The following is a 24,946-nucleotide window of genomic DNA, read 5'->3' as shown; positions in this document are numbered from 1 at the left end:
ACCGATTTCTTTTTAATCCACAAGCTTCGCCACTTGAATGATGTTCGGCAGCTGCTCCAATTCTTGAATCAGATCATCGGTCAACGGCTGGTCAACTTCGATCGCCATGAGCGCCTCTTTCCCTTTCTCCTTGCGCGACACTTCCATGTGGCCGATGTTGATCTTCCACTTCGCCAACACGGAAGCCACCGCTCCAATCGTCCCGTACCGGTCGTTATGCATAATGAGCAGCGCTGGATGATGGCCGGACAGCTTCAAGGCAAACCCATTCAATTCGACGATTTCGATTTTGCCGCCGCCGATCGAAATGCCGACGAGCTCAAGCTCGCCTTCATCATCGCCAATCCGCAGGCGTGCCGTATTCGGATGATGCGGAACCGCCTCCTCAGCGGAAAACGACACATCCACACCTTCCGCTTGGGCGATCTCAAGCGCACTCGGAAGACGTTCATCGAACGTGTCAAACCCAAGCAACCCGGCGACAATGGCAACATCGGTGCCATGCCCCCGATACGTTTCGGCAAATGAACCGTAAAACGAAATGCGCGCCCACGTCGGCTTTCGGCCAAACAACTTGCGCGCAACCAAACCGATGCGCACCGCCCCGGCCGTATGTGAACTTGACGGCCCGACCATCACCGGGCCAATGATATCAAAGACGCTTTTGTATTTCATCTCCGCTATTCCTCCACAAAACAGAAAAATAAGAAAAATAGAAGGGAATGCTCCCTTCTATTATTCTAACATATTATTCGACGGAAATGATAAATGGATACAGCGGCTGCTTTCCGTTATGCACTTCCACTTCGACCCCGTCATGTTTCGTTTCCAAATAGGCAACGACTGTTTCCACATCGATCTCCGTTGCGTCTTCGCCGTACAAAATGGTCACGATTTCGCTTTCTTCATCAATGAGCGCATCAAGCAGCCGCTTCGTTACGGTGAGTTTGTCTTTGTCAGCGGCAATAATGCGGTCATCCCATAACCCCATGTAATCGCCCTTTTGAATCTCGATGCCGTCAATCGTCGTATCGCGCACGGAAAATGTCACTTGCCCCGTTTTCACTCGCGACAGCGCCGCCGTCATCGCCCGCTCATTTTGCTCGGCCGATTGCGCCGGATTGAACGCCAAGAGCGCCGCCAGACCTTGCGGAACCGTTTTCGACGGGATGACGACAACCCGCTGTTCGGAAAGCTCCGCCGCTTGTTTTGCTGCCATTACAATGTTTTTGTTGTTTGGCAGCACAAACACCGTTTCCGCGTTGGCGAGGCGGATGGCGTCAGCGATTTCTTCCGTGCTCGGGTTCATCGTTTGCCCACCTTCAATGATGGCGTGGGCACCGATGCTCCGAAACAGTTCAGCCACGCCAGCGCCCATGGCGACGGCGACGATGCCGTACGGCTTTGCTTCCTCTTTGGCAACACCAGTCAGCGTTTTGGCCTCCTTGCCGACGATGTTGGCATGTTGTTCGCGCATGTTTTCAATTTTAATATTGATCAAGCTGCCGTAGCGTTGACCGTATGTCAGCACCTCACCCGGCGTTTCCGAATGGATGTGCACCTTAACAAGCTCGTCATCCGCGACAACAAGCAACGAGTCGCCGAACTGGCTTAACTCGCGGCGGAACGTTTCTTCGGAAAACGGGTGCTCGGCCAGCTTTTCCGGCTCAAAACGGACCATAAATTCCGTACAGTAGCCAAACTCGATCTCATCGGTATGAATATGACTTTGCGCGCTTTGATGGTGCACCATTTTCACTAAATCGTCCATCCGCGCCTCAGCGCGTGCGGCGCTCACGATTTCTCCTTTCAGAGCAGCAAGAAACCCTTCATAGATGTATACGAGCCCTTGACCGCCGCTGTCGACGACACCGACTTCCTTTAAGATTGGGAGCAATTCGGGTGTGCGCTTAAGCGCCGCTTTCGCCTCGGCGAGCGCCGCTTCCATCACGGCGATCACGTCGCGTTCTTTTTTTGCCGCCTCCACCGCCTTGCGCGCCGCTTCTTTGGCAACGGTGAGGATCGTCCCCTCAACCGGCTTCATCACCGCCTTATAGGCTGTGTCCACCCCCGCCTGCAAAGCGGCGGCGAATTCGAAGCTGTTCACCGCTTGTTTGCCTTCGACTGCCTTGGCAAATCCGCGGAACAGCTGCGACAAAATGACGCCGGAATTGCCGCGCGCCCCCATCAACAGCCCTTTCGCCAGCGCCGCGGCGACGTTGCCGATATGGTCGGAGGCATTCGCCTTCACTTCTTTCGCCCCGGACGTCATCGACAAGTTCATGTTCGTTCCTGTATCGCCATCTGGAACCGGAAAGACGTTCAGCGCATCGACCGTCTTGGCGTTGTTCGCCAAATGTGCGGCCCCTTGCTGCACCATATCGGCAAATCGTCTTCCGTCAAGCGTCCTCATTGTCACCGGCTAACTCCTCCTTACTACGGGTTTGACACCCGAACCCCTTGAACGTAAATATTGATCGACTGAACCGCCAGCCCGAGCGTCTGATCGAGCGTGTACTTCACTTTCGACTGCACGTTATGGGCAACTTCGGAAATTTTCGTTCCGTAGCTGACGATGATGTACATATCGATATGTATCTCGCCGTTTTCTTCGCGGACAATAACCCCTTTGGAAAAATTCTCCCGGCGCAAAATTTCCGACAGCCCATCGCGAATTTGGTTTTTCGACGCCATTCCGACAATGCCGTAACAATCGACGGCTGCTCCCCCCGCGATCATCGCAATGACTTCATTGGCGACTTCGATGCGCCCGTATTTCGTTTGCCATTCAATCGACATGCTCGTTCCCCCTTTGCGTATCTCGCACAGCTACCCCTATTGTACTATAACGCTTTCTGTTTTCAAAGCGCTTCCCGTCCGCCCACTAGTATTATTTAGCCGAAAACTGAAATAGATGTCAAGGACAGTTTCTTGAAAGAAAACCGCACGTCTATTGCAATCCCTACGGTTGTATGGTAAATTATAATAGTGTTTTTAGAGGGATGTGAAAGCAAGGAGGGAAAAACGATGGCGAAGTGCTTCATTACCGGCAAGAAGAAATCGTTCGGCAACTCGCGTTCGCATGCCATGAACGCCAGCCGCCGCACATGGAAAGCCAACTTGCAAAAAGTGCGCATTTTAGTTGACGGCAAACCGAAACGCGTCTGGGTTTCGGCGCGCGCGCTGAAATCTGGAAAAGTGAAACGCGTCTAACGGCCTAACGAAAAGAAGCCGCCCCAAAAGGTTGCAACCCTCCTTTTGTTCGGCGGCAACAAAAAAGCACCAAAAATGGTGCTTTTTTCTTATCCTTTTTTAAATGCGTTCAACACCGCCCGCACGATTCCGCCTAAAAATCTCGGCAGCTTGATCGTATAAAACTTCATCCCGATTCCCTCCTCACACCGATCATCACGAGCTTCCCGCCATTTCCTTATCCATTATATTCCGTCATAAGCCAAGCGCGACTACGGGCAGCCGGCAAAATCGCTGCTCCTTATCATCATTAATATGCCTTCTGAAAACGAAAAAGTACCGGAAGATTGGATAAGTTCATTACTAATACATAATGTCGAACCGCGGGAAATATGACAGTTTGTTAACGGATATTTAAATCCCATCAGCGTAAGTTCTGCCACCGTTTCGGAAATCGGGATGTATGACACATAACGGTATCGATCGTCGCGCGCGACCGTATGCACGCCGGGCAGATGGACGGTGAGCACGTTTTGCCGGTCGATGAGTTCAATGGGCCGCCCGGCGTACTTTAACAGCAGCTCAACGTTGCCAAACAAATGGTCAAGCCGCCCGCCGGTCGCCCCAAACAGACGGATGGCCCCATCTGTCTGCCTAACCGCCCAGTCAAGGGCGATCTCCATATCCGTTTTGTCTTTTTCCGCCGGCCAAATGTCAAGCTCCGGCAGCATCTCCCTTAGCCGCTTGACCTCCTCAGCCGGCAAGGAATCAAAATCGCCAAACGCCCGCACCGGGCGGAGTCCGAAATCCAAGAGCGCTTTCGTGCCGCGGTCGACGCCGACCCACTGCACATCGCTCCCATCATACGAGCGCAAATCGGGAAGAAGGTGGGGCGGACCGCCGCCGACAATATGAATCAACACATGCGTTTCCCCCTTTCGGCAAGGGCCGAGGCAGCCATCTTCCGTTCTTTTCTTTGCTCTCATCACCCTGCGGCTCAATAAGATGGCAAAAGCGGCGCTGCCTTTTGGCTAGTTGGCGCACGCTTTGCGAAGCGTGCGAATAGCGGCGGCTCGATCCCGTTCATTGTAGATGGCCGAGCCGGCGACAAGCACGTTCGCTCCGGCTTCCACGCAAAGCCGCGCCGTTTCCGCATTGATGCCGCCGTCGACCTCAATATCGACCTCTTTGTTTTGTTCACTGGCCATCCGGGCGACCTCACGGATTTTTGGCACGACCGCCGGAATGAACGCCTGTCCGCCAAACCCTGGATTGACCGTCATCAACAAGACGAGATCGACATCACCGATCACATGGCGGATCATCTCGACCGGTGTATGCGGATTGAGCACCACCCCGGCTTTGACGCCTTGTTCTTTGATAAAATGAATCGTCCGATGCAAATGCACGCACGCCTCAACATGGACGGAAATCACATCCGCGCCCGCTTTCGCAAACGCCGGAATGTATCGGTCCGGGTCGGCGATCATCAAATGGACGTCAAGCGGCAGCTTCGTCACCGGTCGAATGGCGGCCACGACCGGCGGACCGAACGTCAAATTCGGCACGAAATGCCCGTCCATGATATCGACATGAATCCAATCCGCCCCGCCTTCCTCGACCGAACGAATTTCCTCAGCCAGGCGGGCGAAATCGGCTGATAAAATCGATGGCGCAATTCGAATCATGTTCAATACCTCGGCTTTCGTTCTTTCATTTCGGCAACAAAACTAACGTAGTGGTCATAGCGGTACGATGGAATCTCCCCGGCCTCGACCGCCTCACGCACAGCGCATTTCGGCTCGGCGATATGAAGGCAGCCGCGGAACTTGCACCCTTCCCCGTACATCCGGAATTCCGGAAAATAATGCGGCAATTCATCAAGCTCGATCTGGTCGAACTCAAGCGCGCCAAACCCTGGGGTGTCGGCGACAAGTCCACCGGCGACCTCAAGCAGTTCGACATGGCGGGTCGTATGCTTGCCGCGCCCTAAATGGGTGGAAATGTCGCCCGTTTTCAACCGCAAATCCGGACGGAGCGCGTTTAATAAGGACGATTTGCCGACGCCGGACTGCCCGGCGACGACGGAGACGCGGCCGCGAAGGCGCAACGCCAGTTCATCGAGGCCGCCCTTGGTCACGGCTGACGTTTCAATCACGTCGTAGCCGATGCGCCGGTAATCATGCACGTAGCGGGCGATCTCTTCTTTCGATTCGCCATCTAACAAATCGATTTTGCTGATGACAATGATCGGCGCGATGCGTTTCGATTCAACCAAGACAAGAAAGCGGTCGAGCAGCTTGGCGCTGAAGTCCGGGCTTACAGCCGAAAAGACTAAAATCGCCTGTTCGACGTTGGCAATCGGCGGCCGCACAAGCTCATTTTGCCGCTCGCCAATCTCCAAAATATAGCCTTCCGTTTCGCTCGTCGCCTGAAAAACGACGCGGTCGCCGACGAGCGGCGTCACGTTTTTCTTGCGGAACACACCGCGCCCGCGGCATTGGAACACGCGGCCTTCGGACAAGACGTAATAAAATCCGCTTAATGCTTTAATGATTTGTCCTTCCGCCATAGCCTCACCCCTTTTTTTCGTTATGTTCTGGGTACGGGATCGATCCTTCCTCTTTGACGACATTGTTGACAATGACGCGGTAATAAGCGGTCTCCCCATATGGAATTTCAAACTCGACCATCTCGGTCGCTGGCGCCGTCAGCCGGTATGTTTTGTATGGCGTTGACATATTGTGGGTGGCATCTTGGATGTAAAGCTGAGCTTCAACCATTTGCCCCGGCATCGCCGGTTCATACGGGATCATAATCTCTTTCACTACCGTTTTGGACGGCTTCGGCTCGGGCCCGCGGGAAATGACGACCGTGATGGTTTCCCCTTTTTTTACCTGCTCGTTCGCCGCTGGAGTTTGCGAAATGACAAGCCCTTCTGGCACCTCGTCCGAATACTCGTACTTCACGTCAATGCGCAACCCTTGATCCGCGCCGTAGTCGCGCACGCTTTTTTCCGTATAGCCAGTCAAATCTTTAACGGTGACCTTCTCCGGCCCGAGGCTGACGGTAAAGATAACTTCCGTTTCATCAGGCGCCACTCGATCGCCGGCGTACGGGTATTGATCCAAAATCGTCCCTTCCGGCTTGTCGCTGTGGCGGCCATTGCGCGTAATGCGGGTGAATCCTTCAGCGCGCAGCTCCTCCTCCGCCGCAGCAATATCATCGCCAATGAAGCTTGGAAATTCGATTTTCTTTTTTCCAATGCTTTTATAAATGATGACGCCGGCCCCTTTCTTCACCGTCATGCCGGCTTCCGGATCGGTGCGCACGACTTTTCCTTCTTCGATTTGATCATCTTCCACATCAATCGTATCTTTGATTTCCAAACCGAGCGACGACAGCTGTTCAACAGCGTCATCATAGTTTTTGTTGACCACGTTCGGCATCGTCACTTCTTTTGGAAAAATGAGGTCCGGAATCCATGTGACCGCGCTGACGCCGGCAGCTCCAATGAACAGCAAGGCAGCCACAAGCCAGGCAATCCATACCCGTTTCCGCTTTGGTTTCGGTTCGCCCGTCGTATGAACCGGTTCGCTCGTTTTTTCCTCGTACACAAGCGTCTCTTGCTCCAACGCCGCGCTTTCCGCATGTTTGATCATCGGAATGGCTTTCGTCGCTTCCTCATCGTCATCGGGTATGGTAAATTTCGGCTCGTTGCGCCGCCTTGGATCCAGCGCTGTCCGAATGTCCTCGTTCATTTCGCGCGCGGATTGGTAGCGGTAAAACGGGTCTTTCGCCGTCGCTTTTAAAATAATATTTTCGACGCTTTGCGGAATGTCGGGGTTCCACGCCTTGGGCGACGGCGTTTCCGCCTGCAAATGCTTCAGCACGATCGAAACGGCCGATTCGCCGGAAAACGGCAGCCGACCGGTGACAAGTTCAAACATGACGATGCCAAGCGAATAAATGTCCGACTTTTCGGTGGCAATGCCGCCGCGCGCCTGCTCCGGCGACAAATAATGGACCGAACCGAGCACCGAGTTGGTCTGCGTGATCGTCGTGCCGCTCATCGCCACAGCGATGCCGAAGTCGGTCACTTTCACATTGCCGTGCTCATCAAGCAAAATGTTTTGCGGTTTAATGTCGCGATGGATGATGCCGTTCTCATGGGCATGGGCGATCGCTGATGTCAGCTGGTCCATAATGCCAAGCGCCCGTTCGACCGGAAGCGGAGCGTGCTGCTGGATGTATTGCTTCAGCGTCGCGCCGCGCACATATTCCATGACGATGTAATAGACGCCTTCCTCTTCGCCGACGTCATAAATGGAGACGATATGTTCATGGTTTAAGCTCGTCGCCGCTTGCGCCTCGCGGCGGAACCGTTTGATGAACTGATCATCATTGGCAAAATCAAGGCGGAGCACTTTCACGGCGACATCGCGCTCCAAAATGATGTCGCGGGCCAAATAGACATTCGCCATGCCGCCGCCGCCGATAAGGCTGATGATTTTATAGCGGTCATTCAATCGCTTTCCAATGAGCACGCCGATCACCCACCTTCACGTTCCGCTGAAACATCGATGACCGCCAGCGAAATGTTGTCTTCTCCGCCCCGCCCGTTGGCGAGCTCAATAAGCGCCTCCGCCTTCTCTTCCAGCGTGCCGGCACCCGTCAAAATATGTATCATGTCCGCTTCCGGCACTTTATTGGACAACCCGTCCGAACATAACAACAACATGTCGCCCTCGTCGAGCGCCACTGTTTTCACGTCGATTTTCACCGCCGGTTCCGTGCCGAGCGCCCGCAACAGCACGTTTTTGCGCGGATGATGCTCAGCCGCTTCTTTCGAAAGCTGCCCGCTTTTGACGAGCTCATTGACCAACGAATGGTCGTCGGTCAGCTGCTGAATTCCGCTTTTGTTGAGCACGTAGCAGCGGCTGTCGCCGATATGGGCAACCGTCGCAAACGAATTAGCGCAAACGGCGGCGACGACCGTCGTCCCCATTCCTTGACATTCCGGGTGGGAAAGGGCATGGCGAAACAGTTGTTCGTTCGCCGACGCAATTTGCGTCTTGAGCCATTGCTCCGCCTCAGCCGGTGAAGCAAGGCCACTCTCTTTCTCCCATCGCTCCTGCAAATACGCCACCGCCATGGAACTGGCTACATCACCGGCGCGATGACCGCCCATCCCGTCAGCGACAACCGCTAAATATTGGCCGCTTTGATTGACAAATACGCCGCCATTGTCTTCGTTATGTTCGCGAATTTGGCCGATGTCAGTTCGGAAAACGGCTCGCATCCGATTCACCTCGTCTCCTCTTTTCGCTCCTTCGCGCGAAGCTGTCCGCAGGCGGCATCGATGTCGTGTCCATGTTCGCGGCGAATGGTGACATTGATCCCATGTTTTTTCAACGCCCGTTCAAAGGCGAAAATTTGGCTGCGCGGCGTGCGCACATAGTTGCGCTCCGGCACGTAGTTAACCGGAATCAAATTCACATGGCATTTCAGCCCTTTAATCAGCTCGGCCAACTGCTCGGCGTGCTCAAGCTGGTCGTTCACCCCGCCGAACAATCCGTACTCGAACGTCACGCGCCGGCCGGTTTTTTCAATGTAATACCGAACCGCCTCCATGAGCTTCGGCAGCGGGTACGCTTTATTGATCGGCATGAGTTTCGTCCGCAGCTCATTCGTCGGTGCATGCAACGAAATGGCGAAGTTGATTTGCATTCCTTCATCGGCAAACTGGTAAATTTTTGGGATGATGCCGCTGGTGGAAACGGTGATATGGCGGGCGCCAATGTTCAACCCTTTTGGGTGATTGACGATGCGCAAAAACTTGATGAGCGCATCGTAGTTGTCGAACGGCTCGCCGATGCCCATGACGACGATGCTGCTGACGCGTTCATTCGTGTCATCGAGCGCCTTTTGCACTTGCACGACTTGGGCGACGATCTCGCCCGCCTCTAAATGACGCTTCAGTCCGCCGAGCGTCGAAGCGCAAAACGTGCAGCCGATGCGGCAGCCGACTTGCGTCGTGACGCACACCGAATTGCCGTAGTTATGACGCATGAGCACCGTCTCAATCGAATAGCCGTCATGGAGCTCAAACAAAAATTTGATCGTTCCGTCTTTAGAAGTTTGTTTGACCACGGTTTTCAACGTCGTGATCGAAAACGATGACGCTAGCTGTTCGCGCAGCCGCTTCGGCAAATTCGTCATGTCGGCAAAATCGGTGACGCGGTTTTGATACAGCCACTCGTAAATTTGTGTGGCCCGAAACGGCTTTTCGCCTTGAGCGACAAGCCATTCCTTCAATTCGTCTAGCGTGAGCGAATAAATCGATGGCAACGGAGGCTGCGTTTCGCCGACAGAGCGGCGGGCAGCCGGACGAACCATTTCCATGCTTTTACACCCTCTTTCGCAGTCGGGCGATAAAAAACCCGTCAGAGTCAAAATGATGCGGCAAAAGCTGCAACATGCCGCCTTTCACATGCGGCCGCACCGGTTTCGGCATCCGCTCGGCAAGGCTGGCGTCGAGGAAAAAGTCCGGATGATCCGCTAAAAAGCGGGCGATGGCTTCTTCATTTTCCTCGCGCTCCACCGTGCATGTGCTGTAGACAAGCGTACCGCCTTTTTTCAAAAGCGGGGCGGCCGCCCGCAAAATGGCTTGCTGAATCTCGACAAGCGCGGCGATGGCGTCTTTCCCTTTCGTATATTTGATCTCCGGTTTGCGGCGAATGACGCCGAATCCAGTGCACGGCGCATCGACCAAAACGCGGTCAAACGATTCCGGGGCAAACCGCTCGCCGAGCCGGCGGCTGTCAAGGGCGAGCGTCGCAACGTTGTCAAGCCCGAGCCGCTTGGCCTGCTGTTCGATCAGCATTACCTTATGTTCGTGGATATCAACAGCAACGACCTCGCCGCGCCCGCCCATCCGCTCGGCGATATGGGTCGTTTTCCCGCCCGGCGCCGCGCAGCAGTCAAGCACCCGCTCGCCGGGGGCTGGGTCAAGCGCTCGAGCGACAAGCATTGAGCTTTCATCTTGAATCGTCAGCCAACCGGCGCGAAACGTCTCCGTATGAGCCAAATTCCCTTTTTCCGCCCGGATGGCCTCCGGAGCGACATGGCCAGGGATTGCCTGCATCCCTTCAGCGCGCAGCCGCTCAAGCGCTTCTTCGACAGTCGCACGCAGCCGGTTGACGCGGGCCGTTGATTGCGGCGGGCGCAAATTCGTCTCGCACATGCGCGCCGCTTCTTCATAACCATATTGCTGGATCCAGCGCCGAACGAGCCACTCGGGATGGCTGGTGGCAAGGGCGAGCCGCTTGCCCGCGTCATCAACCGCCTCGATCGACGGCAGCCCCTCGCGGCCGATGGCCCGCAATACGCCGTTGACAAGTGAAGCAATGCCGCGATGGCCGCGCCGTTTGGCGATTTCAACCGCTTCAAAGACGGCGGCGCGGTCGGGAACACGATCCAAATACACCATTTGATACAGCGTCAACCGAAGAAGCACGCGCACCCACGGCTCAAGCCGGCGCGCCTTGCGCAAAAACGGCGCCAAATAATAATCGAGCGTGTCGCGCCGTTGCACCGTGCCGTAGACAATCTCGGTCAACAGCGCCGCATCGCGCCCGTCAAGGCGTCCTTTTTGAATGGCTTCGTTTAATTGCAAATGACTGTACGCTCCTTTTTGTTCAATGGCTAACAGCGTATCTAAAGCAAGTTCACGTACGTCCATGATCCTCTCCTAGCTTCATGCCGACCGAAAGACGGCTGCCGGCGCCGCGCAAAAATTCGCCCGCCGCCATCCGTTTTTTTCCGGCCGGCTGCAATTCGGTGATGCGAATGGCTGTCTCATTGCCGGTGGCCACGACAATGCCGTTTTCCTCAAGCGCCAAAATCGTGCCCGGCGGCGCCGAACGGGGCGCCGGCACTTTTTCACCCCACCAAACCTTCCAAATGTGCCCATCCTGCGTTGTATACGTGACCGGCCACGGATGGAAGGCGCGAATATGGTTGTAAATGGCTTCGCCGGGCTGCGTCCAATTGATCCGCTCCTGCTCGCGGCGAATGTTCGGCGCATACGTCGCTTTCTCCTCATCTTGCGGAACGGGCGTAATGTTTCCTTCCAATAAAAGTGGAAGCGTTTCTGATAGTAGTTTAGCCCCGGCGGCGCTCAATTTATCATGGAGCGTGCCGACCGTATCCGTTTCGGCAATCGGCACTTCGACTTGCGCTAACATGTCGCCGGCGTCCAACCGCTCCACCATATACATGATCGTGACACCCGTTTTCGTTTTCCCTTGCCAAATGGCGTAATGGATCGGCGCCCCGCCGCGCAGCTCGGGCAGAAGCGAGGCATGGACATTGATGCAGCCGTATTTTGGTGCATCAAGCAGCGCTTTCGGCAAAATTTGCCCAAACGCCGCCGTGACAATCAAATCGGGCGCAAACGCCAACACTTGTTCGTATTGCTCCGGCTCGCGAATTTTTGTCGGCTGCAGCACCGGGATGCCGCGGCGCTCCGCTTCCACTTTCACCGGGGGCGGAACGGGCTCGCGCTTCCGCCCTTTTGGCTTATCCGGCTGGGTGACGACCGCTGCAACGCGGTAGCCGTCATGAAGAAGCTGGCGCAAAATCGGCACGGCAAAGTCAGGTGTTCCCATAAACACAATGTTCGTCATTGGCATCTATCCTTCCAATTCTTCAAGATCGCAATACCGAATCACTTTCGACGTAAACAGCACACCGTGCAAATGGTCGATTTCATGTTGCAACGCGCGCGCCAAAAAACCGGTCGCGGAAAGCGTAAACGGGCGGCCGCGCCGGTTTTGCGCCCGCACTTTCACAAATTTCGCGCGCGGCACTTCGCCAAACAAGCCGGGAAAGCTCAAACAGCCTTCCACATCCACTTGTTCGCCGCGCGCCTCGATCACGACCGGGTTGATGAGCTCGATCCGACCGTGTTCATCACCGACATCGATGACGGCGATCTGCTTGGCGACGCCGATTTGCGGGGCAGCTAGGCCCACCCCGTCAGCGGCAAGCATCGTTTCATACATATCGTCAAGCAGCCGCCCGAGCCGACGGTCAAACGCCGTCACTGGCGCGCACGGCTGTTCCAAAATCGGGTCAGGATACGTGACAATCGACAAAACAGACAACGTCATTCCCCCAAGTTCACATCATCATGTATGGGTTTGTATCAATGGTGACCATCACTCCGCCATGGGCGGCATCGGCTTGGTAGCGGTCGATGACCGCCTTGAGCGCCGCGGTCAAATTCGGCTCCCGTTTGTATTTTATCATGCATTGGTAACGATATCTATCGTGAAGACGGGCGATTGGCGAGGCAACGGGGCCGAGAACGACCGCTTCGTGCGACAAATGCTTGCGCAAATAGGCGGCGATTTTCTCCGCCGCTTTGGCTGCAGCCGGCGCTTCCTGGTGGGCGACCGTGATGAGCGTCAAGTAGTAGTACGGCGGATAGCCGTGCGCTTTGCGCAGCGCCATCTCCCGCTGGTAAAAGGCGCGGTAGTCGTGGCGGGCGGCCAGTTCAATGCTGTAGTGCTCAGGCGTATACGTCTGAATGATCACTTCGCCGGGCAGCTCGTGCCGTCCGGCGCGCCCGCTCACTTGCGTCAACAGCTGGAACGTTTTTTCCGCGGCGCGAAAATCGGGCAAATGAAGCATCGTGTCGGCCGCGAGCACACCAACAAGCGTGACATCCGGAAAATCAAGCCCTTTGGCGATCATTTGCGTGCCGAGCAAAATATCGGCTTCCTTGGCGGCAAAACGGGAAAGCAGCTCTTCATGCGCCCCTTTGCGGCCGGTCGTATCGACATCCATGCGGATGACGCGCGCTTTCGGCAGCAACCTCGTCAGTTCTTCTTCCACTTTTTGCGTGCCGGTCCCGAAAAAGCGGATATGTTCGCTGCCGCATGACGGACAGCGAGGGGCAAGCGGCTCTTCATGCCCGCAATAGTGGCATTTCATCCGTTCCCCGGCACGATGGTACGTCAGCGAAATGTCGCAGTGCGGACAGCGGATGACATAGCCGCAGCTGCGGCACATGACAAACGTCGAATAACCGCGTCGATTCAACAGCAACACTGCCTGCTCGCCGCGCTCAAGCCGGCGGCGCAATTCGTCAAGCAATCGGCGTGAAAACATCGAACGGTTGCCGCTTCGCAGCTCCTCGCGCATATCGACGACATGAACGTCCGGCAGGCCGCGGTCGCTGATGCGCTCCGGCAGCTCGAGCAGCTCGTACACCCCTTTGGCGGCGCGGGCGAACGTCTCAAGCGAGGGGGTGGCGCTGCCAAGCACGACCGGGCAGCTGTGGCGGCGAGCGCGGTAAATGGCGACATCGCGCGCATGATAGCGCGGCATTTCTTCTTGCTTGTAGCTCGTCTCATGCTCCTCATCGATGATGATCATTCCCAAGTTTTCAAACGGGGCAAACACCGCCGATCGCGCCCCGACGACAAGCTGCACTTCTTTCCGGTGAATTTTCCGCCATTCGTCATATTTTTCGCCGACCGACAGCCCGCTGTGAAGCACCGCTACTTTCGAGCCGAACCGGCTTTTGAAGCGCTCGACCATTTGCGGCGTCAGCGAAATTTCCGGCACGAGAACGATCGCTTCCTTTCCTTGGCGCAACGCTTCATCAATCGCCTGCATATACACTTCCGTCTTCCCGCTGCCGGTGACGCCATACAGCAAAAACGTGCGATGCTCCCCGGCGCGCACCGAAGCGGCGATCTTCGCCAATGCCGCCTCTTGCGCCCGAGTGAGCGCCGGCGGCTCACTCGGCTGAAACGTGCGATGCTCGTACGGGTCGCGGTACACCTCGACATCGTTCAGCACCACAAATCCTTTGTCGACGAGCGCTTTCAGCGGCGCTGAGGAGACGCCAAGCACCGCTTGCAGCTCGGCAACCGGCGCCGCTTCCTCTTTTTCCAGCAAAAAGGAAAGCACCTCTTTTTGCCTTGCCGGCAGCGACCCGAGCTCCTGTTTCGCTTGTTCCGATGGAATGGCCAAAGCGGCGTGCTTCACCGTTTTCTTGCCCGCTTTTTCTTTCACCTTGTAGACCGCCTCGAGCACACCTTGCTGCACCGCTTTTTGCGCCGCCCGCCATAAACCGGCCGCCTCAACCTCTTTCCAAGGCGCTTCCGTCCGCCCGGCAAACAGCGGCTTTACCTCATCCGGCAACCTCCCTCTCTTCTCTTCATCCGTCAAGCGGAGCGTTTTTTCATATTTCGCCCGCATCGCCGCCGGCAGCATCGCCTGGTACGCCGAAATGGCAAAACAAAGCGTCGTTTCCGTTAAATAGCGGCCAAGATCAAGCAGCTCTTCGTTTAACACCGGCACGACATCAATCACATGCTCAATCGGTTTCAGTTGTTTGATGTCGGAATGGTCTTTCACATCAACGACAAACCCTTGCAAACGCCGCGCCCCAAACGGCACCGTCACCCGCATGCCCGGCTGGATGACGCCTTGCCAGCGCTCCGGAATCCAATAATCGAACGGGCGGTCCGTCTGCCGGGACGGGACATCGACAATCACGGATGCTACTTTCATCGAATCGCCTCGATATACGCGTGAATTTCTTTTAAAATTTCCTCGGCCGCCTCGCGTTTCGTCATGAGCGGCAGCGGCCGAACGACGCCGTCGCGGCGGAAGATGGTGATGATGTTCGTATCGCCGGCAAACCCTGCCCCTTCTTCGGTGACATTGTTGGCGACGACCATATCCAACCGCTTTTCTTCAAGTTTTTTTAACGCATACTGCTCGAGGTTGTCCGTCTCAGCGGCAAATCCAACCAAAATCTGTCCCGTTTTCCGCTCGCCAAGCGCTTTCAAGATGTCCACCGTCCGCTCCATCTCGACGACATAACCGCCCGGCTGCTTTTTAATTTTGGAAGCCGCGACATATTTCGGCCGATAATCGGCGACCGCCGCCGCCTTGATCACGATGTCCGTTTCCGCAAACCGAGACAAAACCGCTTCATACATCTCTTCCGCCGATTCAACCGCCACCGTCTCGACGCCATCGGGTGAAGAAAGCGCCGTCGGTCCGGAGACAAGCGTCACCGAAGCGCCGAAGCGGGCCGCCGCTTCGGCGATGGCGTAGCCCATTTTGCCGCTCGAATAGTTGGAGAAATAACGGACTGGATCAAGCCTCTCCCGCGTCGGCCCAGCGGTGACAAGCACACGCTTCCCGCGAAACAGCGGCGGATCACCGGCAAAAAAGCGCTCGATATGGGCGATGATGTTCTCCGGCTCCTCGAGCCGCCCTTTGCCGATGTAGCCGCACGCCAAATAGCCTTCCGACGGCTCGATGAACCGGTAGCCGAACTTACAGAGCCGCTCCATGTTCGCCTGGACGGCCGGATGCTCGTACATATGAACGTTCATCGCCGGAGCAATCCAGACGGGCGCTTTCGTCGCCAAAATCGTCGTCGTCACCATATTGTCGGCGATGCCGGCGGCCAGCTTCGCCATCGTATTGGCCGTCGCCGGTGCGACCAAAACGAGATCCGCCCAGTCCGCCAAATCGATATGGGCGATGACAGCCGGATCGTTTTCGGCAAACGTATCGACATACACTTCCTGGCGCGACAATGCTTGAAACGTGAGCGGTGTAATGAACTGGCACGCCCCTTCTGTCATGATCACTTTTACTTCAGCGCCGCGCTGGACGAGCTGGCTGGTGAGCGCCGCCGCCTTGTACGCCGCCACCCCCCCGGTCACACAAAGCAAAATATGTTTTCCCTTGATCATGTTGGCCACCCCCCGACATTGAAAAAAATAACAACCTAAAGCTAGGTTGTTATTTTTCCTCCTCCACTAATTCGACCTTGTCACCGGCAATTTCCTCGAGCGCCTGGCCGACAAATTTTTTCGACACCGGCTTTTTCACCATCAGCTCCGCACCGTCCTGCAGCTCGCGCGCCCGTTTGGCCACCACCGTGACGAGCTTGTATTTCGAATCGACTTTTTGCATCAGCAAATCGATGGAAGGATACAGCATCGTCATTCCACCCCCAACATCCGTTTATATCGCTCGGCGACGCGTTCGCGCCGGCAATGTTCGGCGATGACGATCGCCTTGATCCGCTCGCAGGCGAGCTCCACTTCATCATTTTCCACGACATAGTCGTACTCGTCCATCATTTCAAGCTCCTCTTTCGCCGCCCGCAGCCGATTTTCAATCAGCTCTTTCGACTCGGTGCCGCGTCCCATGATCCGCTTTTCAAGCTCCGTGAGGCTTGGCGGAGCAAGGAAAATGAAGAGCGCCTCTGGAAACGCCCGCCGTACTTTCATCGCTCCTTGCACTTCGATCTCTAAAAACACATCTTTCCCTTCGGCAAGCGTCTTCTCCACGTAGTCGATCGGCGTGCCATAGTAGTTGCCGACGTATTCCGCCCACTCGAGCAGCTTGTTTTCCCGAATCATTTGTTCAAACTGCTCGCGCGTGCGGAAGAAGTAGTCGACGCCTTCCACTTCGCCTTCGCGCGGCTTGCGCGTCGTGACCGACACCGAATAATGAAGATTGATGTCCGGCTGCGAAAACAGCGCCTTGCGCACCGTTCCTTTGCCAACGCCGGACGGACCCGACATGACGATCAACAACCCACGTTCGTTCTTCAACGCCCAAAACCCTACCCTTCCTCGGAGAAATCGTCGCTTCCATATAAGCGGTTCGCCACCGTTTCCGGCTGCACGGACGACAAAATGACGTGATCGCTGTCCATGATGATGACGGCGCGCGTCCTCCGCCCGTGCGTCGCGTCAACGAGCTTGCCGCTTTCGCGCGCATCTTGAATGATTCGTTTGATCGGCGCCGAATCAGGGCTGACAATCGTAATGATGCGGGCGGCTGACACCATGTTTCCGTACCCGATATTGATAAATTTCATCATCATGACACGCCCACCTGCCATATCCGATATTGTTGCCGCCAACAAGTCGTTTTAAACCGTTATTCCACGTTTTGCACTTGCTCGCGCATTTTCTCAAGCACGCTTTTCATCTCAACGACTTGCGCGGCAATCAGGCTGTCGTTTGCCTTGGCGCCGATCGTGTTGACTTCCCGGTTCAACTCTTGCACCAAAAAGTCCAGTTTCCTCCCGATCGGTTCGTCCATTTCTAAGGCGTCTGCCATTTGCGCCAAATGGCTGCGGATGCGTTTCAATTCCTCATGAATGTCCGCCTTTTCGGCAAACACCGCCACTTCTGTGAGCAGGCGCGCCTCATCGACCGGAGCGGGCGCCCATTCGCGCAGGCGGCGCGCAAGCCGCTCGCGGTATTGTTCAATCACAAGCGGCGCCCGCTGTTCAATAGCTTCCACCCCGGCTTCGACTTCATGAAGACGGGCGCGCAAATCCGCGGCAAGCGCCTCCCCTTCGCGCCGGCGCATGGCAACAAGTGCCTTTGCCGCTTCATCGACAGCGGCCAAAAGCAGCGGCTCGACCTCCTCGTTCGCTCCTTCCTCTTCCACAACTTCGACCGCCCCATCAAGCCGAAGCAGCTCGGCCGCCGTCACGCTGCCGTCAACGGCAAATCGCTTTGCTGCCTCCTGCAACCCGGCCCAATATTGGCCGAGCAAATCCCAATCAATATGTACGTTCCGCTTTACAAGTCCTTCGCCGGCGATCGTGACGAACACTTCCACTTTTCCGCGCCGCACGTACGGCAAAATTGCTTTCTTTATTTTATCCTCAAACACGAGCCATTGTCTAGGGAGGCGAATGGAAATTTCGCAAAACCGGTGGTTGACCGATTTCATTTCCACCGCCACCATCAAACGATCCGTTTTTTTCGTGCTTGCGCCAAAACCAGTCATGCTGTAAACCATATCATCACATCCGTTGTTGCCTTGATGAAAAAGAAAAGGTCATAGAGCGTTGCTCTATCACCTTTTTTATTATAACATATCCATCCTTTTATTTTCTCGTAAAAAGCGAGCCAGCAAACAAAAATGTCGGCAGGGCGGACAAGCCAATGATGAGCAGCCAATCGACCGCTGCGAGCGGCTTCGTATGGAACACTGCGGCAAGCGGTGGGTAATAGATGACGACAACGAGCAAAAGCAGCGACACGATCACCGCCGCGACAAGGTATATGTTCCCGAACGGACTGCGGTCAAAAACCGAACGATCGCAGCGGCAGTCGAACACATGGATCAATTGGGCCAACACAAGCGTCGCAAACGCCGCCGTCTGGGCGTAAACGAGATCCTCGCCGCTCCGTTCATAGGCGGTCAGAAACGCAGCCAGCGTAACAACGCCGATCAAAAAGCCGCGGCTTACGATTTTCCAGCCGAGCCCGCGGGCGAACACCCCTTCATCGGGACGGCGCGGCGGCCGCTTCATCACGTTTTCTTCTGGTTGGTCGAGCCCGAGCGCCATGGCTGGCAAACCGTCGGTGACAAGATTGACCCATAAAATTTGAATCGGCACGAGCGGCAGCGGCAAGGCAAGCAGCATCGCAAACAACATGACGAGAATTTCCCCGACGTTCGAGGCGAGCAAGTAGCGGATAAACTTGCGAATGTTTTCGTAAATGTTGCGCCCCTCTTCGATCGCGGCCTCAATCGTCGCAAAGTTGTCATCCAACAAAACGAGCGACGCCGCCTCTTTCGCCACTTCCGTCCCCGACCGGCCCATCGCGACGCCGATATCCGCCGCTTTCAACGCCGGCGCGTCGTTCACCCCGTCGCCGGTCATGGCGACAATATGACCGCGGCGCTTAAAGGCGTTGACAATTTTCAGCTTATGCTCCGGGGAGACGCGGGCAAACACGTAAATATTATCGACCTCGCGTTCGAGCTCATCGACCGACAGCTTCGACAACGTCGCCCCATCCATCACTTTTCCGCCAGGCGGCAGCACGCCAAGCTGTTTGGCGATGGCGGTGGCTGTCAACACATGGTCGCCGGTGATCATCACCGTTTTCATGCCTGCCTCTTTGCATCGCGCCACTGCTTGCTTCACCTCAGGGCGCGGCGGATCGATCATGCCGGCGACGCCGAGAAACCGAAGCTTTGTCTCCGCATCCTTCTCCGACTCGATCCGTTCCGTTTCCGCAAGCGGCCGATACGCGACGGCGATCGTGCGCAAGGCGGAAGACGCCATGTGGCGAATCGCCTTCTCAATCGTCTCTTTCCACGCCGGGGTCAGCGCCTGCTCGCGCCCGTTCCATTCCAGGCGGTCCGCCCGCTCAAGCAGCACATCGGGCGCCCCTTTCGTCACAACGAACCGCCGCCCGTTCCGGTCGCGAATGATGACCGTCATCATTTTCCGCTCGGAATCAAACGGAAACTCCTGTTCGATCGTGTACTCACGCAAAAGCATTCCTTTCGCCAATCCAGCTTTGGCCGCCGCGACCAGCAGCGCTCCTTCCGTCGGATCGCCGTCGACGTAACGCCGGCCGTTTTCCTCTTTCAACTCCGAACTATTGCAAAGCACCCCCATTGTCAATAGGCGAGCGAGCTGGGGAACGCGGTTCGGATCAACCGTCCGGCCGCGTTCAGAAAACTCGCCATCCGTTTCAAGACCAACGCCGCTTACCGCAAATGTCCGCCCGCCTGCCCATACTTGCGTGACGGTCATCATGTTTTCCGTCATCGTCCCCGTTTTGTCGGAACAAATGACCGAAGCGCAGCCGAGCGTTTCCACCGCCGGAAGCTTGCGGACGATGGCGTTCCGTTTGATCATCCGCTGCACGCCAAGCGCCAACACAACCGTCACAATGGCCGGCAAGCCTTCCGGAATCGCCGCCACTGCCAGCGATACGCCAGCCAAAAACATTTCGTACAGATCGTGCCCTTGCATAACCCCAACCGCCACCACGGCAGCCGTCAGCGCCAAGGCGACGACAAGCAAAATTTTCCCAAGCTGCTCAAGACGGCGCTGGAGCGGCGTCATACCGGCATCCGCCTCTTCGAGCATCGTCGCGATTTGCCCCATCGCCGTTTTCATTCCCGTTGCGATGACAATGCCAATGCCGCTTCCTCTCGTCACCATCGTCCCCATAAACGCCATATTGTGCAAATCGCCGAGCGACGCCTGTTTCGTATGAAGCGGGGCGGCCGATTTGGCTACGGGCACCGATTCGCCCGTCAAGGCGGATTCCTCGATTTCCATCCCGCTCGTCTCAATCAAGCGGATGTCGGCCCCGACCCGGTCGCCGCTTGCCAGCCTCACGACATCACCGACGACAAGCTCGCGCGCCGGAATTTTCACCCACCTGCCATCGCGCCGCACAACCGCTTGCGGAGCGGACAACCGTTTTAAGGCGGCAAGCGACTTTTCCGCCCGCCGCTCCTGGATAAACCCCAGGATGGCGTTCATGATCACGATGACGACAATCGCCACCGCATCCACATACTCGCCTAAAAACGCGGAAATCACCGTCGCCAAAAGCAACACAAGCACCATAAAATCTTGAAACTGGCGAAAAAAGACAACGATGGCCGACTCCTTCTTCCCTTCCGCCAGCTCGTTGTACCCGAACTGCCGCAGCCGTTTTTCCGCCTCCGCCGCAGTAAGCCCGGTCTTGACATTCGTCTTCGTCTCGTGCGCGACATCGCTTGCCGCGAGCGTATGCCATTGCATCTGTCTCCCTCCGTCCTTCCATTTTTTCGCACGCCGTTCCCGCTTCTCTATGCTTATTCATACATGTCCCAAAAAATGATAGTCCCCGCCATGATGTTTAGCGACACAAACATAAGGAGTCGTGGGGCCCTTTGCCACGCCATCTCCCCCATAAGGGAAAAAATCGTGTCAAAAAAGCGGGCCTCCCCATTTTATGCAACATGTTCGTCGGGCATCTTCGTCCGTCTTCAGGTAATATTCAAAGAAATGTTCAAAACGGCGGGTCGTATGGTAAGATCGAAATAGCAAACAAACGAAATAGAAAGGTGTTTTCCATGTCCTTTGACGGAGTGTTTACGTACGCCATTGTCGGTGAACTCGAAGAGGCGCTTGCGGGCGGGCGGATCACGAAAATCCACCAGCCGTCGGCGTATGAGATCGTGCTGCTTGTGCGCGCCCGGGGCCATAACCATAAAGTGATGCTGTCGGCGCATCCGACGTACGCCCGCGTCCATTTGACAAACGAAACGTACAACAACCCATCCGAGCCGCCGATGTTTTGCATGCGGCTGCGCAAACAGTTGGAAGGAAGCATCATCGAGTCGGTCCGTCAAGTCGATTTCGACCGCATCATCGTCATGGACACAAAAGGCCGCGATGAACTCGGCGATCTGCAGACGAAGCGGCTCATCATTGAAGTGATGGGCCGCCATAGCAACATCATCCTCGTTGATGCATCGACCAACACGATCATCGACAGCCTGAAGCATTTGCCGCCGTCGGTCAACCGCTACCGGACGGTGCTTCCCGGGCATCCGTACGTCGCTCCGCCGACGCACGGCAAGCTGAATCCGCTTGAAGCGACGGAAGAAACGGTGCTGAAAAAACTTGATTTTCACGCCGGCAAGCTCGCCCAACAGCTTGTTTCCGCCTTCAGCGGCATTTCGCCGCTATTTGCCAATGAGGCGGTGTTCCGCGCTGGACTCGCCAACCGGACGACGCTGCCGAAAAGCTTCCTCGCGCTCATCGATGACGTTCGGCGCCGCCGCTTTGCCCCGATGATGTACACGAACGGGGAAAAAGAATGGTTTTACGTTTTGCCGCTTAAGCACTTACAAATCGAAGGCCAACCGTTTGCGAGTGCAAGCGAGCTATTGGACCGCTTTTATTTCGGCAAGGCCGAGCGCGACCGCGTCAAGCAGCAAGCCCATGACATCGAGCGGCTCATGGCGAACGAAAAGGCGAAAAACGAGAAAAAGCTCCTAAAGCTCGAACAGACGCTCGAAGAAGCAAAGAAAGCCGACGTTTATCGACTGTACGGCGAACTGCTCACCGCCCATTTGTACGCCGCAAAGCGCGGCATGACGGAAATCGAGGTCGCAAACTACTACGACGAAAACGGAGGCACGGTCACCATTCCGCTCGACCCGCAAAAATCGCCGTCCGAGAACGCGCAGCAGTACTTTCAAAAATACCAAAAAGCGAAAAACTCGCTCGCCGTCGTGCAACAACAAATCGAGCGGACGAAAGAAGACATCGCCTATTGCGACACGATTTTAAGCCAGCTGGAAACCGCCTCGCCGAAAGATGTCGAGGAAATCCGCGACGAGCTCATCGAACAAGGCTATTTGCGCCCGCGCGCCGCGAAAGGAGCAAAAAAGCGCAAACCAACCGCGCCCGAGCTTGACCGCTACGTCGCAAGCGACGGCACGGAAATACTCGTTGGCAAAAACAACAAACAAAACGATTATCTCACAACAAAGCTGGCCCATAAGGACGATGTTTGGCTGCATGTGAAAAACATTCCCGGCTCGCACGTCGTCATCCGGAACAAGCAGCCGTCTGACGAGACGCTCTTGGAAGCGGCGAATCTCGCCGCCTACTTCAGCAAAGCCCGCCACTCCGGATCCGTGCCTGTCGACTACACGCGCATCCGCTATGTAAAAAAACCGAGCGGCGCCAAGCCGGGATTTGTCATTTACGAACACGAGCAAACGCTCTACGTCACGCCGGATGAAGAACTCGTCCGCGCCATGAAACAACGGCAAAAAGAACAAGCGGCGAAACCATCGTAAACCCGCCCCAATGACCGCCCAACACGGCATCGGGCGATTCGCGCGAACTCCCGCAAACCGAAACAGTCTAGTGCCGCATCAAAGACAACGGGCTGTCTGTAAGACCAGCTGCATTGGCCTTATGGACAGCCCGCTTGGCAAACTTGTCGAGTCAACCACAAGCCGCCATCGCGAATGCAATTTGTTATCTTCAATCATCGTTGCCGTTTTGGATATGGTATAATAATGAAAAAAGCGAGGGAGATCCGATGAATCCAGAACCATCCAAACTGTATACGTATGCCGATTATATTCAATGGGATGGGCGTTGGGAGCTTATTGATGGAAAAGCTTACAACATGAGCCCTTCACCAACGTGGGAGCATCAGTTTACCGTTATGGAACTATCGTTCGCATTTCGTTCGTACTTTCAAAATAAAGATTGCTACGTTGCCATTGCTCCGTTTGATGTTCGTCTCTCCGAAAACGATGACTACACCTATGCAAAACATGTCGTTCAACCCGATATTTCTGTCATTTGCAATCGAAACAACTTAACACCAAACGGCTGTTTAGGCGCACCAACACTCATTGTCGAGGTTCTTTCTCCGCCTACAGCGTTAAAAGATCGAAATGAAAAATTTAAACTATACGAACAATTTGGCGTAAAAGAATATTGGATTGTTGACCCTTTGTATAAAACGATTGAAGTATTTGGATTAGAAGATGGATTTTTTAAAAAAAGAGAAGCATTTGGGGAACATGAAACCATCATCTCTTTTCTATTTGCCGATTTTTCTCTCGAGGCGAGGCGGTTATTTTTTCAATAAAAATAAAAAATGCAGCAAAACAAGCTATATACATCCAAAATTTTAGCATGTTAACCTCTGGTTCACGCAGTGCATCCGATGCGGCGTAAATCCCATTCGTCCTCGATCTTTGCTCGCTTCAGCTGCTCATGGACACGGGACAGTACCTTGGGATTCCACGTTTTCCGCCGCGGCCAACTATCGCCAGTCCAGCCACAGCTCTTGTATTCCGCACCGTATCACAATCGGGCCATCCGCCATACAGTATATGGTAAGCTTGCATAGAAAGCGAGGGATGGCGTTGAACTACAAGCCGCTTCATCCATTTTTTCCATTTTCCCAAGAACCCCCCGACATCGGCGCCAACATTGAAAAATATATTCGCGAAACGCTGTCCACCTATTGGCCCGGCTTCCCGTTATCCGCCCCGGACGCGCCGCCGTGGGCGCCGGAACGCCGCGAACCATCGCCCCCGCGCCGGGGGAAAACGTATGACGTGTTCGAGCTGCACGGGTATGTCATCGTCCGCTTAAACGTTCCCGCCACGGTGAAGGCCGAGGACATCGCCGTCCAATGCGGGCTCGTCTCCTTGATCGTCGAATTCCCAAGCCATTCCGTTTCCATCCCTCTGCCCGCCCTGGTGAAACGGAAAAGAGCGCGGGCGCTTTTCAAAGACGGCGTGCTCGAGGTGCGGCTCCCTAAAGCCGTGGATAGCGACTATGAACCAATTGCCATCGAAACGCCCTAACCCCGTCCTGTTGCCATAAGGAGGGGGGAACAATCAGCAGCCGCTCGCTCGCCCATCTGGGATCACTCCCTAAAAAAACCGCAGGCTGAACAGTCCTGCGGTTTTTTACGGCCTGCGTACAAGCAGGCAGCGACACAATGAATACAATAACTTTACAACCGATGAAAAAGAGGGATGCATATGAAGATCGTCTTTCACAAAATCGAAGTCGACACGATTGAATCGAACGCCGGCATTTACATCGGCCAAAACAACGCCAACGGCTTCCGCGCCCACGCCAAAAACGTGTCGGCCATCCGCTCGATCCGCGGAGTGAAAAATATATTCAAGCAAAATATCATTCTTATTTTTGACGAAGACGGAATTGACATGCCGATCGTTGACAAGGGGGCAAAAACCGTCGTCGAACAACGGACAGACCGCCACGGCCGGCTGGAAATCACGAAGAAAAGCGTCCCTTCGTTCCCGGCCAAGCGGCAGCGGCCATCATATCCGCCTTCCATCGGCCATATAATGACAACAAGGCGATGAT

Annotated in this window: 25 protein-coding genes; 5 read left to right on the top strand and 20 right to left on the bottom strand. The window is 55.5% G+C overall.

The annotated features are described in order from the left end of the window. Positions 1–12: 12 nt before the first annotated feature. From sdaAB to QWV57_RS05620, 3 genes are all read right to left on the bottom strand, one after another. The gene (sdaAB, locus tag QWV57_RS05630) at positions 13–675 is read right to left on the bottom strand and encodes an L-serine ammonia-lyase, iron-sulfur-dependent subunit beta (protein ID WP_015374394.1); all 663 of its coding nucleotides are present in this window, start codon (positions 673–675) and stop codon (positions 13–15) included. Positions 676–748: 73 nt separating this feature from the next. After that, positions 749–2,419: a DAK2 domain-containing protein gene (locus QWV57_RS05625; RefSeq protein ID WP_015374393.1), complete on the bottom strand. Its 1,671-nt coding sequence runs from the start codon at positions 2,417–2,419 to the stop codon at positions 749–751. Between the two features lie 17 nt (positions 2,420–2,436). Further along, a complete protein-coding gene (locus QWV57_RS05620; protein WP_015374392.1) occupies positions 2,437–2,799 on the bottom strand; it encodes an Asp23/Gls24 family envelope stress response protein in 363 nt (120 codons plus the stop codon). A 228-nt stretch (positions 2,800–3,027) separates the two neighbouring features. Between QWV57_RS05620 and rpmB the strand changes: the two genes are divergently transcribed. Further along, a complete protein-coding gene (rpmB, locus tag QWV57_RS05615; protein ID WP_011230681.1) occupies positions 3,028–3,213 on the top strand; it encodes a 50S ribosomal protein L28 in 186 nt (61 codons plus the stop codon). An 89-nt stretch (positions 3,214–3,302) separates the two neighbouring features. Here the strand turns inward: rpmB and spoVM are convergent, their stop codons facing one another. The 17 genes from spoVM to QWV57_RS05530 all read right to left on the bottom strand — a co-directional run bounded on the left by spoVM (position 3,303) and on the right by QWV57_RS05530 (position 20,824). Next, the gene (gene spoVM, locus QWV57_RS05610) at positions 3,303–3,383 is read right to left on the bottom strand and encodes a stage V sporulation protein SpoVM (protein WP_011230680.1); all 81 of its coding nucleotides are present in this window, start codon (positions 3,381–3,383) and stop codon (positions 3,303–3,305) included. Between the two features lie 81 nt (positions 3,384–3,464). Continuing rightward, complete coding sequence (locus tag QWV57_RS05605) at positions 3,465–4,115, bottom strand: thiamine diphosphokinase (RefSeq protein ID WP_013145787.1); 651 nt, start codon at positions 4,113–4,115, stop codon at positions 3,465–3,467. 108 nt (positions 4,116–4,223) lie between these two features. Continuing rightward, positions 4,224–4,880, bottom strand: a complete 657-nt coding sequence (gene rpe / locus QWV57_RS05600) for a ribulose-phosphate 3-epimerase (protein WP_013145788.1) — start codon at positions 4,878–4,880, stop codon at positions 4,224–4,226. 2 nt (positions 4,881–4,882) lie between these two features. Beyond that, positions 4,883–5,764, bottom strand: coding sequence for a ribosome small subunit-dependent GTPase A (rsgA, locus tag QWV57_RS05595; protein WP_015374391.1), 882 nt, complete (start codon positions 5,762–5,764; stop codon positions 4,883–4,885). A gap of 4 nt (positions 5,765–5,768) precedes the next feature. Beyond that, positions 5,769–7,739 carry a Stk1 family PASTA domain-containing Ser/Thr kinase gene (gene pknB / locus QWV57_RS05590; protein ID WP_301101172.1) on the bottom strand — a complete coding sequence of 657 codons (1,971 nt, stop codon included), beginning with the start codon at positions 7,737–7,739 and terminating at the stop codon, positions 5,769–5,771. 5 nt (positions 7,740–7,744) lie between these two features. Continuing rightward, positions 7,745–8,494: a Stp1/IreP family PP2C-type Ser/Thr phosphatase gene (locus QWV57_RS05585; protein WP_033006246.1), complete on the bottom strand. Its 750-nt coding sequence runs from the start codon at positions 8,492–8,494 to the stop codon at positions 7,745–7,747. A 5-nt stretch (positions 8,495–8,499) separates the two neighbouring features. Further along, positions 8,500–9,597 carry a dual-specificity RNA methyltransferase RlmN gene (gene rlmN, locus QWV57_RS05580; RefSeq protein ID WP_011230674.1) on the bottom strand — a complete coding sequence of 366 codons (1,098 nt, stop codon included), beginning with the start codon at positions 9,595–9,597 and terminating at the stop codon, positions 8,500–8,502. A gap of 4 nt (positions 9,598–9,601) precedes the next feature. Beyond that, the gene (rsmB, locus tag QWV57_RS05575; RefSeq protein ID WP_015374388.1) at positions 9,602–10,936 is read right to left on the bottom strand and encodes a 16S rRNA (cytosine(967)-C(5))-methyltransferase RsmB; all 1,335 of its coding nucleotides are present in this window, start codon (positions 10,934–10,936) and stop codon (positions 9,602–9,604) included. Then, positions 10,923–11,882, bottom strand: coding sequence for a methionyl-tRNA formyltransferase (gene fmt, locus QWV57_RS05570; protein WP_015374387.1), 960 nt, complete (start codon positions 11,880–11,882; stop codon positions 10,923–10,925). Before fmt ends, rsmB begins: the two co-directional genes overlap by 14 nt. Before the next feature lie 6 nt (positions 11,883–11,888). Next, on the bottom strand, positions 11,889–12,362 hold the full coding sequence (gene def, locus QWV57_RS05565; protein ID WP_015374386.1) for a peptide deformylase: 474 nt from the start codon (positions 12,360–12,362) through the stop codon (positions 11,889–11,891). A gap of 16 nt (positions 12,363–12,378) precedes the next feature. Then, positions 12,379–14,784: a primosomal protein N' gene (priA, locus tag QWV57_RS05560; protein ID WP_015374385.1), complete on the bottom strand. Its 2,406-nt coding sequence runs from the start codon at positions 14,782–14,784 to the stop codon at positions 12,379–12,381. Continuing rightward, positions 14,781–15,986, bottom strand: a complete 1,206-nt coding sequence (gene coaBC, locus QWV57_RS05555) for a bifunctional phosphopantothenoylcysteine decarboxylase/phosphopantothenate--cysteine ligase CoaBC (RefSeq protein ID WP_015374384.1) — start codon at positions 15,984–15,986, stop codon at positions 14,781–14,783. The genes priA and coaBC overlap by 4 nt, the downstream gene beginning before the upstream one ends. A gap of 49 nt (positions 15,987–16,035) precedes the next feature. After that, entirely contained in the window at positions 16,036–16,236 is a 201-nt protein-coding gene (gene rpoZ / locus QWV57_RS05550; protein WP_011230668.1) for a DNA-directed RNA polymerase subunit omega, read from the bottom strand. A gap of 2 nt (positions 16,237–16,238) precedes the next feature. Then, positions 16,239–16,856 carry a guanylate kinase gene (gene gmk / locus QWV57_RS05545; protein WP_011230667.1) on the bottom strand — a complete coding sequence of 206 codons (618 nt, stop codon included), beginning with the start codon at positions 16,854–16,856 and terminating at the stop codon, positions 16,239–16,241. A gap of 11 nt (positions 16,857–16,867) precedes the next feature. Continuing rightward, positions 16,868–17,131: an extracellular matrix/biofilm regulator RemA gene (gene remA / locus QWV57_RS05540; protein ID WP_011230666.1), complete on the bottom strand. Its 264-nt coding sequence runs from the start codon at positions 17,129–17,131 to the stop codon at positions 16,868–16,870. 56 nt (positions 17,132–17,187) lie between these two features. Beyond that, on the bottom strand, positions 17,188–18,063 hold the full coding sequence (locus tag QWV57_RS05535; protein ID WP_013523365.1) for a YicC/YloC family endoribonuclease: 876 nt from the start codon (positions 18,061–18,063) through the stop codon (positions 17,188–17,190). Positions 18,064–18,151: 88 nt separating this feature from the next. Beyond that, on the bottom strand, positions 18,152–20,824 hold the full coding sequence (locus QWV57_RS05530; RefSeq protein ID WP_301101154.1) for a cation-translocating P-type ATPase: 2,673 nt from the start codon (positions 20,822–20,824) through the stop codon (positions 18,152–18,154). A gap of 314 nt (positions 20,825–21,138) precedes the next feature. Between QWV57_RS05530 and QWV57_RS05525 the strand changes: the two genes are divergently transcribed. The 4 genes from QWV57_RS05525 (at position 21,139) to QWV57_RS05510 (ending at position 24,945) form a co-directional block, all read left to right on the top strand. Further along, entirely contained in the window at positions 21,139–22,878 is a 1,740-nt protein-coding gene (locus QWV57_RS05525; protein ID WP_301101138.1) for an Rqc2 family fibronectin-binding protein, read from the top strand. Positions 22,879–23,126: 248 nt separating this feature from the next. Further along, positions 23,127–23,687, top strand: coding sequence for a Uma2 family endonuclease (locus QWV57_RS05520; protein ID WP_301101135.1), 561 nt, complete (start codon positions 23,127–23,129; stop codon positions 23,685–23,687). 274 nt (positions 23,688–23,961) lie between these two features. Next, entirely contained in the window at positions 23,962–24,414 is a 453-nt protein-coding gene (locus QWV57_RS05515) for an Hsp20/alpha crystallin family protein (protein ID WP_301101129.1), read from the top strand. A gap of 180 nt (positions 24,415–24,594) precedes the next feature. Continuing rightward, complete coding sequence (locus QWV57_RS05510; protein WP_301101127.1) at positions 24,595–24,945, top strand: hypothetical protein; 351 nt, start codon at positions 24,595–24,597, stop codon at positions 24,943–24,945. Position 24,946: the final 1 nt, after the last annotated feature.

The sequence above is a fragment of the Geobacillus zalihae genome (genome assembly GCF_030414215.1).
Lineage (GTDB): Bacteria > Bacillota > Bacilli > Bacillales > Anoxybacillaceae > Geobacillus > Geobacillus zalihae.
The sequence above is the reverse complement of the archived record's forward strand: the minus strand, read 5'-3'. Positions and strand labels throughout refer to the sequence as shown.

Excerpts from the sequence above, each read along its gene's own strand:
- priA (WP_015374385.1), bottom strand. The coding sequence starts at position 14,784 with ATGAAAGTAGCATCCGTGATTGTCGATGTCCCGTCCCGGCAGACGGAC.
- spoVM (WP_011230680.1), bottom strand. The coding sequence starts at position 3,383 with ATGAAGTTTTATACGATCAAGCTGCCGAGATTTTTAGGCGGAATCGTG.
- QWV57_RS05525 (WP_301101138.1), top strand. The coding sequence starts at position 21,139 with ATGTCCTTTGACGGAGTGTTTACGTACGCCATTGTCGGTGAACTCGAA.
- QWV57_RS05535 (WP_013523365.1), bottom strand. The coding sequence starts at position 18,063 with ATGGTTTACAGCATGACTGGTTTTGGCGCAAGCACGAAAAAAACGGAT.
- rsgA (WP_015374391.1), bottom strand. The coding sequence starts at position 5,764 with ATGGCGGAAGGACAAATCATTAAAGCATTAAGCGGATTTTATTACGTC.
- rpe (WP_013145788.1), bottom strand. The coding sequence starts at position 4,880 with ATGATTCGAATTGCGCCATCGATTTTATCAGCCGATTTCGCCCGCCTG.
- QWV57_RS05620 (WP_015374392.1), bottom strand. The coding sequence starts at position 2,799 with ATGTCGATTGAATGGCAAACGAAATACGGGCGCATCGAAGTCGCCAAT.
- QWV57_RS05585 (WP_033006246.1), bottom strand. The coding sequence starts at position 8,494 with ATGCGAGCCGTTTTCCGAACTGACATCGGCCAAATTCGCGAACATAAC.
- QWV57_RS05530 (WP_301101154.1), bottom strand. The coding sequence starts at position 20,824 with ATGCAATGGCATACGCTCGCGGCAAGCGATGTCGCGCACGAGACGAAG.
- QWV57_RS05510 (WP_301101127.1), top strand. The coding sequence starts at position 24,595 with ATGAAGATCGTCTTTCACAAAATCGAAGTCGACACGATTGAATCGAAC.
- coaBC (WP_015374384.1), bottom strand. The coding sequence starts at position 15,986 with ATGATCAAGGGAAAACATATTTTGCTTTGTGTGACCGGGGGGGTGGCG.
- rpmB (WP_011230681.1), top strand. The coding sequence starts at position 3,028 with ATGGCGAAGTGCTTCATTACCGGCAAGAAGAAATCGTTCGGCAACTCG.
- rsmB (WP_015374388.1), bottom strand. The coding sequence starts at position 10,936 with ATGGACGTACGTGAACTTGCTTTAGATACGCTGTTAGCCATTGAACAA.
- fmt (WP_015374387.1), bottom strand. The coding sequence starts at position 11,882 with ATGACGAACATTGTGTTTATGGGAACACCTGACTTTGCCGTGCCGATT.
- sdaAB (WP_015374394.1), bottom strand. The coding sequence starts at position 675 with ATGAAATACAAAAGCGTCTTTGATATCATTGGCCCGGTGATGGTCGGG.
- rlmN (WP_011230674.1), bottom strand. The coding sequence starts at position 9,597 with ATGGAAATGGTTCGTCCGGCTGCCCGCCGCTCTGTCGGCGAAACGCAG.
- rpoZ (WP_011230668.1), bottom strand. The coding sequence starts at position 16,236 with ATGCTGTATCCTTCCATCGATTTGCTGATGCAAAAAGTCGATTCGAAA.
- QWV57_RS05515 (WP_301101129.1), top strand. The coding sequence starts at position 23,962 with ATGGCGTTGAACTACAAGCCGCTTCATCCATTTTTTCCATTTTCCCAA.
- remA (WP_011230666.1), bottom strand. The coding sequence starts at position 17,131 with ATGATGATGAAATTTATCAATATCGGGTACGGAAACATGGTGTCAGCC.
- QWV57_RS05520 (WP_301101135.1), top strand. The coding sequence starts at position 23,127 with ATGAATCCAGAACCATCCAAACTGTATACGTATGCCGATTATATTCAA.